Annotated in this window: 11 protein-coding genes and 1 pseudogene; 6 read left to right on the top strand and 6 right to left on the bottom strand. The window is 39.7% G+C overall.

Annotated elements, in window-relative coordinates; all coding sequences use genetic code 11:
• Nucleotides 1-993, top strand: a pseudogene (locus tag AC1TO5_RS06705) (collagen-like protein); the annotation flags it as partial.
• 150 nt (nt 994-1,143) lie between these two features.
• Here the strand turns inward: AC1TO5_RS06705 and cysI are convergent.
• The 6 genes from cysI to AC1TO5_RS06675 all read right to left on the bottom strand — a co-directional run bounded on the left by cysI (nt 1,144) and on the right by AC1TO5_RS06675 (nt 8,044).
• Nucleotides 1,144-2,883 carry an assimilatory sulfite reductase (NADPH) hemoprotein subunit gene (gene cysI / locus AC1TO5_RS06700; protein WP_482062029.1) on the bottom strand — a complete coding sequence of 580 codons (1,740 nt, stop codon included), beginning with the start codon at nt 2,881-2,883 and terminating at the stop codon, nt 1,144-1,146.
• A 78-nt stretch (nt 2,884-2,961) separates the two neighbouring features.
• Nucleotides 2,962-4,794 (bottom strand): assimilatory sulfite reductase (NADPH) flavoprotein subunit, encoded by a 1,833-nt coding sequence (locus AC1TO5_RS06695; protein ID WP_482062028.1) that lies wholly within the window; start codon nt 4,792-4,794, stop codon nt 2,962-2,964.
• A 219-nt stretch (nt 4,795-5,013) separates the two neighbouring features.
• Nucleotides 5,014-5,277 (bottom strand): hypothetical protein, encoded by a 264-nt coding sequence (locus AC1TO5_RS06690; protein ID WP_482062027.1) that lies wholly within the window; start codon nt 5,275-5,277, stop codon nt 5,014-5,016.
• Between the two features lie 414 nt (nt 5,278-5,691).
• Nucleotides 5,692-6,363: an SOS response-associated peptidase gene (locus tag AC1TO5_RS06685; RefSeq protein ID WP_482062026.1), complete on the bottom strand. Its 672-nt coding sequence runs from the start codon at nt 6,361-6,363 to the stop codon at nt 5,692-5,694.
• Between the two features lie 140 nt (nt 6,364-6,503).
• On the bottom strand, nt 6,504-7,232 hold the full coding sequence (locus AC1TO5_RS06680) for a helix-turn-helix transcriptional regulator (RefSeq protein ID WP_482062025.1): 729 nt from the start codon (nt 7,230-7,232) through the stop codon (nt 6,504-6,506).
• Between the two features lie 272 nt (nt 7,233-7,504).
• The gene (locus AC1TO5_RS06675; RefSeq protein ID WP_482062024.1) at nt 7,505-8,044 is read right to left on the bottom strand and encodes a hypothetical protein; all 540 of its coding nucleotides are present in this window, start codon (nt 8,042-8,044) and stop codon (nt 7,505-7,507) included.
• A 94-nt stretch (nt 8,045-8,138) separates the two neighbouring features.
• Between AC1TO5_RS06675 and ilvA the strand changes: the two genes are divergently transcribed.
• The 5 genes from ilvA (at nt 8,139) to AC1TO5_RS06650 (ending at nt 11,994) form a co-directional block, all read left to right on the top strand.
• On the top strand, nt 8,139-9,407 hold the full coding sequence (gene ilvA, locus AC1TO5_RS06670; RefSeq protein ID WP_482062023.1) for a threonine ammonia-lyase IlvA: 1,269 nt from the start codon (nt 8,139-8,141) through the stop codon (nt 9,405-9,407).
• Between the two features lie 48 nt (nt 9,408-9,455).
• Nucleotides 9,456-10,025: a TVP38/TMEM64 family protein gene (locus AC1TO5_RS06665; RefSeq protein WP_482062022.1), complete on the top strand. Its 570-nt coding sequence runs from the start codon at nt 9,456-9,458 to the stop codon at nt 10,023-10,025.
• A gap of 164 nt (nt 10,026-10,189) precedes the next feature.
• On the top strand, nt 10,190-10,660 hold the full coding sequence (mscL, locus tag AC1TO5_RS06660; RefSeq protein ID WP_482062021.1) for a large conductance mechanosensitive channel protein MscL: 471 nt from the start codon (nt 10,190-10,192) through the stop codon (nt 10,658-10,660).
• A 380-nt stretch (nt 10,661-11,040) separates the two neighbouring features.
• The gene (locus tag AC1TO5_RS06655; RefSeq protein ID WP_482062020.1) at nt 11,041-11,679 is read left to right on the top strand and encodes a TraX family protein; all 639 of its coding nucleotides are present in this window, start codon (nt 11,041-11,043) and stop codon (nt 11,677-11,679) included.
• 96 nt (nt 11,680-11,775) lie between these two features.
• Nucleotides 11,776-11,994, top strand: a complete 219-nt coding sequence (locus AC1TO5_RS06650; RefSeq protein ID WP_482062019.1) for a hypothetical protein — start codon at nt 11,776-11,778, stop codon at nt 11,992-11,994.
• Nucleotides 11,995-12,042 lie beyond the last annotated feature (48 nt).

Raw genomic sequence — 12,042 nt, 5'->3', positions numbered from 1 at the left:
GGCGCGGATGGTGCGACTGGAGCAACTGGTGCGACTGGCGCGGATGGTGCGACTGGAGCAACTGGTGCGACTGGCGCGGATGGTGCGACTGGAGCAACTGGTGCGACTGGCGCGGATGGTGCGACTGGAGCAACTGGTGCGACTGGCGCGGATGGTGCGACTGGCGCTACTGGAGCTGACGGTGCGACTGGTGCGACTGGCGCTACTGGTGATGCTGGACCTACTGGTGCGACTGGCGCTACTGGTGATGCTGGACCTACTGGTGCAACTGGCGCGACTGGTGATGCTGGACCTACTGGTGCGACTGGCGCGACTGGTGATGCTGGACCTACTGGTGATGCTGGACCTACTGGTGCGACTGGCGCTACTGGTGATGCTGGACCTACTGGTGCGACTGGCGCTACTGGTGATGCTGGACCTACTGGTGATGCTGGACCTACTGGTGATGCTGGACCTACTGGTGATGCTGGACCTACTGGTGCGACAGGTGCCACTGGTGCTACTGGCACTGGGTTTATCGAAGGTTTCTCAGCCTTTAATAGTACTCTCGCTGTTGCCGGAACGACTCAAATTGACGACTGGAGTGTAGCTGCACCTTACTTCAACTCAGGAGCTTTTGACGCAACTACCGGAACCTTTACTGTACCTGCCACAGGAAGATACAACTTCGAAGCAACAATAAACTACTCAACAACTGCTGCGCTTACAATTTCTCTAGGTGCGGGCGTAGATCCTTACTTGGTCATTCGTCGAATAGCTCCTACTACTACAGATCTAATCAGTGGATTATTCCCTATATTAAACGTAAACGTCGCATTATTACTAACTTTAAGAGCAGTTCTAGGAAATGGTACTGTAACATTGGCAGGAGAAGTAGAATTAACTGCAGGAGAAACTGTTGGTTTATTCTATGAAGCTGACGGTCTAACAATTGGACTTGATTTGGGTGGAACTGGTAATGGTATTGTATGGTCTGCTCAACGCATAACTTAACTCATTTAGTCACATATAAAAATTAATTCTATGTAATTAATTTTTATAGTCTAGATGAAAATCTTATCTACAAAAAATAAAAAAGGTGTCTTGTAATTGGGGTTGGTTTAGTTTATCCAACTTTATACAAGGCACCTTTTTTCATTTTAATTATGCGCTATGGAAATTAGTTCCGTCTGTAGTAGCTTTAATATATTGTGTACGAATAACAAAGTCACCAAAGTTTTCATTCGGTTCACGATCTTTCGCATAATGCTCAATAATTGGCTTTAAGGTTGAAATAATCTCTTCTTCACCAATATTCTCTTTATACATTTTATTCAATCGTTCACCAGCAAATGCGGCACCCAAATACATATTGTATTTGCCTGCTGCTTTACCAATAAAGGAGATTTCGCCTAGCGCGGGACGTGCGCATCCGTTCGGGCAACCTGTCATACGAATATTGACCTCTTGATCTCGCAAACCATTTTCCTCAAATATCGGATCTAGTTTATCAAGTAATGATGGCAAATAGCGTTCTGCTTCAGCCATAGCTAATCCGCATGTTGGTAAAGATACGCAAGATAACGCATTGCGACGAATACCTGATAGCTCTTCTCCAACCGTAATACGATATTGCTTCAGTAGCTTCGCAATGGTTGCTTTTTGCTTTGCTGGTATATTACCAATCATAATATTCTGGTTGGCAGTTAATCGGAAATCACCCTTCAGTACTTTAGCAATTTCTCTAAGTCCAGTCATTAGCTCGTAATCTTCTGTATCAGCAATACGACCACTACGTACAAATAGAGTCACATTCCACGTTCCATCATAGTTTTTCGACCAACCATAGCGGTCACCACTACTTTCAAATTGGTATTCACGCGCTGGCTGTAAAGACCACCCCAGTCTCTCTTGTAACTCTTCAACAAACCAATCAAGACCATGGCGATCAATTGTATATTTGAAACGAGCATTTTTACGTACAGAACGATTTCCGTAATCACGTTGGATCGTAATAGTTTTCTCGGCAATCTCAAGCACTTGTTCGCGCGTAACAAAACCGATTACTTTACCCAGCTGTGGATACGTATTATTATCACCATGAGACATCCCCATGCCGCCACCGACAGTTACGTTATAACCAACAAGTTTTCCATTTTCAACGATAGCGATGTAGCCCAAATCTTGAGAATATACATCAATATCATTGGATGGCGGAACTGCGATACCAATTTTGAACTTACGTGGTAAATATACATGCCCGTAAATCGGCTCTACCGGATCAACCGGTTCGCTATAAGGCTTATTCGGATTTTCAAGTTTTTCACCATCTAACCAAATTTCATGATAAGCAGGTGTACGTGGAGCAAGATGCGTTGTCAATTTTGTCGACATTTCGAATACTTCCTCATGTACTTCTGACTGATGCGGGTTAGGATTACACATTACGTTACGATTGACATCACCGCATGCCGCTAATGTCGTTAACAACGAATCATTAATTTCTTTAATCGTAGATTTCAAATTCCATTTCAAAATACCGTGCATTTGAAATGCTTGACGCGTTGTAACACGCATCGTATGATTACCGTACTTTTGCGCTAGATCATCAAGCACTAACCATTGCTCAGGAGTAGCTACACCGCCAGGAGTAACAATACGCAGCATGAATTGAAATGCTGGCTCTAGCTTTTGCTTTTCACGTTCATTACGCAAATCACGATCATCCTGCATATAACTGCCGTGGAATTTCAATAGACGATTATCTAGTTCCGTTAAGCCGCCAGTCACACGATTTCTCAACTGTTCCGCTAATGAACCACGCAAATATTTACTTTCTACTTTTAAGTCCTCTACATCACTTGGCTTTCCACCAATTGGTTCAACCTTATTTTTGCTTGTCATTGCGAGAATCCCTCCCGATAGCTTATGCCAACCATACTTTATCACATTAATTTTTAACCCGATTAATTGTTTATATAATTAATATACATCACGAAGATAACGTTCTTCTTCCTGCAATTGTGCTATATATGAAACCGCTTCTTCTTCACTAACGTTACGCTCTTGCTTAACGATTTGAATTAATGCTGCATGTACATCATGCGCCATATATTTTTCATCACCGCAAATATAGATATAAGCGCCTTCTTCGAGCCAAGTATATAATTCTGCAGCATGCTCTAATAATCGATGCTGTACATATACTTTCTCTTTCATATCACGCGAGAATGCTACCTCAAGCTTCGTTAGTACACCGTCAGCAAGCATCCGTTGCCAATCCGTCTGATATAAGAAATCTGTCACATAATGACGATCTCCATAGAATAACCATGTTTTTCCGCCAACGCCAGTCTCTTCTCTTTCTTCTAAGAAAGAGCGGAAAGGCGCCACTCCCGTTCCTGGACCAATCATAATGACTGGTGCATCCGCATTGGTAGGCAACTTGAAGTTTGGATTGGATTGTACGAATACAGAAACTTTATCTCCGACTTCCAAACGCTCAGATACATATACAGAGCATACGCCGTCACGAGCGCGACCATGAGCTTCATATTGTACTTTTCGGATCGTTAGATGAACCTCTTCTGGGTGAGATTTGATACTACTTGCAATCGAATATAGCCTTGCAGGTATTTTTCGTAAAGTTGTTGGAACATCGCTCGGTTGCAATGTTAATGGACCATAATCGCGGACTAGATCGAGTAGATCACGACCCTTTACATATTCCTTCACTGCCGTTGCATCCGCTAGTAACTCGGTAAACTTACTAGTCGTTGCGTATGGGATAAGCTTCTCAAGCAGATTTTTCGATAGAACAGTAATTTCGTATTGCGTCGTTAATGCTTCTTCGATCGTTGAAGTTAACCCTTCTTTATTCGTAATGGGTGCTGTATTAGTCCAGCTAAACGCTGCTAACAACTCTTGTACAAGTTGTGGATTATTGTGAGGTACAATACCTACTGCATCGCCTGGTTCATACGAAATTCCAGATCCTTCTAAAGATATTTCAAGATGGCGTGTTTCTCTATCAGATCCACGACCATTCAAATTAATACTTTCTAGCAATTCAGCTTGATAGGGACGATTACGTGTATATTCAGAATGCTCTGAAGTAGGAGAAGTAATAGAGATCTTATTCTCTGTAGTCGCTACCACCGCATTGGAAGCTTGTATATTGTTCACAACGGCATCGATCCAACCGCTTGCTGCTTCTTCAAAATCAACATCACAATCAACACGTTCTGTAAGTCTCTCCGCACCTAATTGTTGTAATTTCTCATCAAAATCTTGACCTGTTTTACAGAAAAATTCATAGGATGTATCGCCCAGTGCAAGCACTGAATATTTCAAGCTATCTAGCTTAGGCGCTCGCTTGCTATTAAGGAAGTCATAAAATGAAATCGCGTTGTCAGGTGGATCGCCTTCTCCGTGTGTACTAACTAACACGAATAAGTTAACAGCTTTTTTCAAATCATTAGGCTTAAACTTATTCATCGCAGACAATGTTACATCAAAACCAATAGCTTTCAATTTCTCAGAAAGTCTACCCGCAAGACGCTGTGAATTACCCGTCTGAGAACCAAATATAATGGTCGCTTCTTTCGGTATAGTAATTACTGGATGAGCAGCAGGTGCTTCTGGAACGGATGTTGCTACTGCAGAGTTTAGATTGATTGGTGCTATTCCCGTACGATAAAATGCTAAATAACCACTTAACCATTGAATTTGTGCTTCACTTAATGTAGGAAGTAATACATTCAAATGCTGAATCTGATCTTCAGAAAACGGACTGTTCGTGACTAATAATTGCAATCTATACACCTCGCATCGATACTATGAATTAATTCCTAGCATATTACTCTGAATTATTCTCTCATTTCAAATTACCACAGAGTGAAACTAGGGTCAATGAATACTGTAACTTTTTTCCTATAAGAAATATTGAAGCTACTACTACAGTTTCCTTATAGCTCAGTAATGGCGCTAGTTTAATGCGACGAACGAGTGGGTTAAAGGCTACGTTTAAGACCGCTACGGGCGTGCTTCGCTGTTCCATTTGGGGGCGCCACGATAACAAATCACTGTTACAATCGCTGTTGTACTCGGATTTATCGTTATAGCATTAGTAGTATAATTCCAATGAGAAAAACGAACACTATCGCTCTGTAACGCCAATTTTGGCGCTACAGACATAAATTTCTTACTACTATCGCTCTGTAACAACAATTTTGGCGTTACAGACATAAATTTCTTACTACTATCGCCCTGTAACGCCAATTTTGACGCTACAGACATATATTTCTAACTACTATCGCTCTGTAACAACAATTTTGGCGTTACAGACATACATTTCAAGACACTATCGTTCTGTAACAACAATTTTGGCGTTACAGACATATATTTCTAACTACTATCGCTCTGTAACGCCAATTTTGGCGCTACAGACATACATATCGAGATTGAACATAATGAGTATCCAAATTTAGGGGGGCAAACCGTTTTTATAGTCTATCAAGCGAATACGTTGGATTTCTGCGTATTTTCGCCAGATGAGCTCTCAGCGCGGATTACGGAGCAAACAAAAATAGCCTTTAAGTGAGCTGCTCGCGTACAAGTATCTCACTTAAAGGCCTATTGTAGTTTTAATTAACAACACATATCTTGATTTTCCTGTTCACAGTTTTTGTTCGTAATTAAATTTCGAGAAGTTCAAGCAAAATCAATACCAAGCTCACGTATACAATCTGGAGATTCATACTGATCATCATATACAGCATTAGTTACAGGGTACGATCTTAACATGTAACTTTCCAGATGTGGTAAATGCATCTGTAGCAGATCATAGTTACGTGCCTTAGGATCGAGCCACGCTTCGACTCCCTCTTCATCTAATACAATTGGCAAACTAGGCTGCCAACTCGCCATAGTTCCCGTCGTCTCAGAGGTTAGCATCGTGAATACTCGTATCTCTTCTCCTTGTGCATTACGAAAGCGATCAAAAATTCCTGCTACACCGAATAGCGGTTTACCTGGAAGTACAATATGCATAGCTCTTGGATCTCTTTCTAATCCAACTTGCTTCGCACCATAAAAACCTGTACAAGGAACTACACAACGATTACGCATCACTAGTTCAAACAGAAACGACTTTCCGCGCACAGCTTGCTTCGTTGTATTCACTGCATCGCGCGCCCAATAAGGAAATAGTCCCCAACGTGCATCCTGCAGGACGCGCTGCTCATGACGATCATTCATAACAATAGTAACATGTTGAGTAGGGCTTACATTATAGCGCTGTGCCTGAGTTTGTAATACTTTGGTTGCCTTAAATTGTTCAATCACATCGTATATTTCTGCCTGTAGTGAAAATCGTTGAACCATAATAAAACCTCCTGAACTATTCACACTTCGCTATACCATTCGAATAAACCGAATAGCCTCATCAGAAGTGTAAAAGTTGTACAATTCTGAGTTGATGTAGGAAGTATTTGTAGAAAGGAGGTAAATTATTCATGGCAACCCTAATGCGTAAACTTCTTACGATATCTCAGCGGTGATAACCCCACCTGATTGGCAAACAGTCTGGAGAAATGTGCCGTCTGCTTAAAGCCCGATTCGATTGCTATTTGGGCGATTGACCAGTCTGTCTTAATAAGGAGTAGCTTAGCTTGATCGATTCGATAATAGAGTAAATATTGTTGTGGCGTACAATCGAATACATCACTCATACTACGAGTAATATAGTTAATATGTAGTGCTAACGCATCACTTAATGTTTGATTACTAATTGACTGACGATAATGACGTTTCAAATAAGCAGCCGCTTTTTCTGCCACAACTACGGATGCTTTAGCAGTATCACTTCTCCAGCCTTCATCGAGCATTTGTAATAAATGTAGAAAGCGTTGCTGACGATCCCAAAAGGCAGCATGAGAACTATTTCTAGCAGCTTCATGTAAAGCCTCTAGCATTAATCGCATTTCCGTAGTAGCTTGTAGCTTCACATGCTTAGGTACACGAAGTGCATAAGTATAGTAATCCCCTCGTAATGTCCCTTGCTCATAGCTTTCTACTTCTTCCCACGGTCCAGCAGTTTGGAAATGTAGCCAATCAAATGTTGTACGACTTGTACACGGTTCGTACGAATAATGCCAAGCATCTGGACGCAGAATTAATACCTCTCCAGCATGTAGTTCCCATCTATGATCATCTTCTGCAATATACAGACAGCCCTCTCGAACATATAACATATCAAAAATACCAATATTTGCACGATTAGGATGTTCTTCTCCTACCTCGTAAGTATGAGAATTAGATTCAATAAAATATGGAAATGGTGGTGACTTAAACGTGAGTAATAACGATGATTCCAGATCAATCTCTCCTCTTGCATATGCCTTACATTATAGTCTGCCTTACAAATGTTACTGCATGACTAGTTATTTGTCTACTGACTTCCACAACTATGAAAACACGTCAACTTTAGCTGCTCATTCTAGCGTTTGTCATTTTACTTGCTTACCTAATTAAACAGATTTAATTGTAGCTTAATGACGATCTCTCTACCTTCATTAATTAGACTTGAAATGGTAACGATAGAATCCGTTTCATCATAGATCGGTACGACAATAGTTTCTAGCCATGAAGTAGGCAATGAGATATCTTTAACTGAAAGTGATTGTGGTAATAATTGTAGCCCAGAGCCGTCCCATTGTACGTCATATGCAACATAAATTTCAGCATCCAGCTTATTATAAAGCGTCACATTTAATACTGCATATAAAATATTATGCTCAACATAGAAATTTGCACCATTAATATACGTATAAGCATTAAGCTGTTGATCCATACTTTGTTTGATTAATGAATCAATTTCTTGCTCAGATAAGCGAACCTCGTTGTTGAGATTAGTAACCATATTCACTATCTTCTCTTCAACATTAATGGATGTATATTCCATCGTCAGTTGTTGGCTCGGACTTATATACTGCTTCAAAGCAAAGATAGTAGCTACGACTATAACAATGATAACGATAAACGTTATAAAAATTTTCTTCTTCAACTTTTTTCACTCCTCTGTATTGTGTTATACATAATGATATAATAGTACAATCGTATACACTCAAATCAATTAACATAAAGGCAGGTTTTCATAGATGAACTCATGGGATGATTCCAACGTCAAAATACAACTAGAAGAAATTGTACAAGCTCATATGCACTTAAAAGATGTTATTGCACACACACCACTTCAATATAACCGTGTATTATCACAGCGCTATAACTGTGAGGTGTACTTAAAACGTGAAGATCTGCAAATCATTCGTTCATTCAAAATTCGCGGAGCTTACCATCTTATTCGTTCATTAACAGAACAAGAGGGACTAGTTGGAGTAATATGCGCTAGCGCCGGTAATCATGCACAAGGCGTTGCTTACTCCTGCCACGCTCTAGGAATTAAAGGTAAAATTTATATGCCTAGCACTACTCCTAGCCAAAAAGTGAAGCAAGTGCAGTTTTTTGGTGGAAATAATGTAGAAATCATACTAAAAGGTGATACATTTGACGATGCTTATAATGAAGCAATGATTGAATGTGAGCGTAGTGGATACGCCTTTGTTCATCCTTTTGATGATCGTATGATTATTGCAGGTAATGGTACTGTTGGTCAAGAGATATTGAATGATATCGAACATAGTCCTGATTATGTGTTCGTCACCGTTGGTGGTGGCGGTCTTGCAGCAGGCGTAAGCTCTTATGTAAAAAGCATTTCTCCTTCTACGAAAATGGTTGGTGTAGAACCTGAAGGCGCAGCATCGCTACAGCTAGCTTTAGCTCGTAATGAAGTCGTGACATTAGAACAGGTTGATAAATTCGTCGATGGTGCCGCAGTAAAACGAGTGGGTGACCATACTTTTGCAATTTGCAAAGAACTGCTCGATGATGTAATTTCAGTTAATGAAGGCAAAGTATGTACAACTATTATTGATCTATACAACGAAAATGCCATTGTCGCTGAACCAGCTGGTGCACTTACTATTGCTGCGCTTGATCAATATAGTGAACAAATTAAAGGGAAAACCATTGTATGTGTCGTTAGTGGTGGTAATAACGATATCGATCGAATGCAAGAAATTAAGGAGCGTTCGCTTATCTATGAAGGCTACAAACACTATTTCATGCTAAACTTCCCTCAACGAGCAGGGGCGCTGCGTGAATTTCTAGATCAAGTACTTGGACCAAATGATGATATTACAAGATTTGAATATACGAAAAAATCTAATAAAGATAACGGACCTGCACTCGTTGGTATCGAATTAAAGTATCGCGAAGATTACGCCTCATTAATTGAGCGTATGCAGACAAAGGGCTATCAGTTTGTTGATCTCAACAAAGATCCCATCTTATTCAACCTTCTAATCTAAAGTTAAAGAATCAAATTCTAATTGTGTGTGAGAACGGAGAAACTTAGCATGACCTTAGAGCAAATTGAACAATTTTTGAAAAGCTTGTCCAGCCTTGGTCCATTACCAGGAATTCTCGTCCCTTTCTTTGAAGCTTTCTTGCCTTTCCTGCCGTTAATTGTAATTATTGCAGCTAATGTCAATATCTACGGCATTGGTTTCGGGATGCTGTTTTCTTGGATAGGCATTATGGGAGGCGCAATTTGTATATTTCTAATCTGTCGTAAGTATGGCAACAAACTTGGAGATCGCTTGCAACGTCGATTCCCATCTATGAAGAAAATTTTCGGATGGGTAGAACATAAAGGCTTTACACCGTTATTTCTATTATCATGTTTCCCATTTACACCATCTGTATTAATAACGATCGTTGCAGGGCTAAGTAAATTACCATTCCATACTTTTCTCGTATCCTTCGCATTAGGTAAAGCGATGATGATCTTATTTATCGGATTAATTAGCTTCGATATCGCTAATCTCTTCGAAGCTCCTTGGCGTATTGTTGCCTCTATCATTGGTATAATCATTCTTTGGCTGGGTGGAAAAAGATTGGAAAAACGATACAATTCCAAAGCTTAGTATCACCCGCCAAAGTAGCTGGCACACTATATAATTGTTGAAATAGTGGCGTATCAATGCTAGATTGAGGAAATAGATTATAAAAGTTAGGTTTATGCTTTCGATGCTACTTTTTATTCACTGGTAGCACATTAACTAGCTAATAAAAAGTTTTGGGAGGAATTGTGTTGAAGATATTACAAGAGTTTAAAGAGTTTGCAGTAAAGGGGAATGTTATTGATCTAGCTGTCGGTGTCATTATCGGTGGAGCGTTCGGTAAAGTTGTAACTTCTCTCGTTAATGATATTATTATGCCACCAGTAGGTGCACTTATTAATAACGCAGATTTCAAAGATTTGATGATTCCGATTGGAGAAGCGCCATTGCTAGACGATGGATCAGTCGGAGTACAACCAGGAATTTACATCGGTTCATTTATAAATACGATATTAGATTTTCTAATTGTTGCACTATGTATTTTCTTTATGGTTAAAGGGATTAATCATTTACGTCGTATAACGGAAAAAGAGAAGGTAGCGGAAGTTAAAGCTCCTACAGAAAAAGAATGCCCTCATTGCTTATCCCAAGTTCCTATTAAAGCAACGCGTTGTAAGCACTGTACGTCTCATCTTGTCAATTCAACAATTAACGAATAATCATACAATGAAAAGCTGGAAGCTCAACACTTCCAGCTTTTTTTGAGCTACCTCTTCTAATTATAGTGAAACAAAACCCAGCAACGTGTACGGTACGAGTACACGAGCGGATAATGTTTAGCACGAAGCTTCAAATAAAGGTTCAAAAAGCGGGCTTTCGAAAATCGAGAAGATGGAGCGCTACTTGTGGGAGGAGGAAGCGCAAGTGTACGTTATTGGTACACGCGGCCCTACAATGTTTCTGCAAGAAACATACATCGGAAGCTTATGCTATACTTCCCAAGTTCGCTTCATATTCGATGTCGAATAACCTACGTCAGCATAATCATCGTTATCAAAGTCCGCTTTTTGAACTACATCTTACGGAAGGAGATTATACTATGCAATGGCTCGCCATGCTCACCATGCTGATCGATCATATAGGAGCAGTCTTTTTTCCACAAGAGCATACACTAAGAATAATAGGCCGTCTATCGTTCCCGATCTACGTATATCTGATGGTTGTCGGCTATCATCGCACTCGAAGTTTTAAGAAATATGTGCTGCGCATTGGTCTACTCGCTCTTATTTCTCAGATTCCTTATCAACTTACTTTTGATGTATTACGTTTTAATGTCATTGCCACCTTATTAATATGTCTTCTTACGTTAAAAATGTTGGATATGAAGAAGCTACCGCTAACTATTAGAGCACTAGCTACAATTGCTGGCGTTGTATTGCTAGAATTGATTCCGTTTGATTATGGCGCATATGCTTTAGTTCTTATGCTGATTTATCGTTACTTGTCATCAACAGCAATGATAACCATTCATTTTATCGCTGAGATCATATTTATGGTGTACAATTCGTGGCTAGTACAATTCTTTAGTATGATCATCACGTATGTTATAGCGTTCAAACCGAATGTAATTCAAAATTTTAGTCAATGGCGTGCCCCAAGCTGGTTATGGCGTAGCTTCTACCCACTTCATCTCGCTATCTTAGCTTTCATAAATTACTATATTCATTTGTTAGATTAGTATTAGAATAATAAACACTATTTAAACTCTATATTCATGTCCTCTTAAATCTATTTACATATAATAAAGATATAAAGATTTAGGAGGCCATCGTATATGGTTAAAATAATTACTTATAAAAGTCAATCCGTGCCTGTCTTCTGTGCAGCTGAGAAATCACATAACTATCAAAGACTTAACAATAAATTAAATGAACTTGAATTTGATTTTGCATTCCGAAAAAAATGGAAATCTATTAAATCTGTGGAAATGGTTCGTGATGTAGCGATTCTGCAATATAATGACGGTACGAAGCTTTACTTGGAGGTTTCATAGTTTCGATAGAAAATAGCGCTAAGAAGAGAAAATAAACTTCTAGCGCTA

This window comes from Paenibacillus sp. Y930, assembly GCF_056786375.1.
This window is presented reverse-complemented; position numbering and strand designations above follow the sequence as displayed.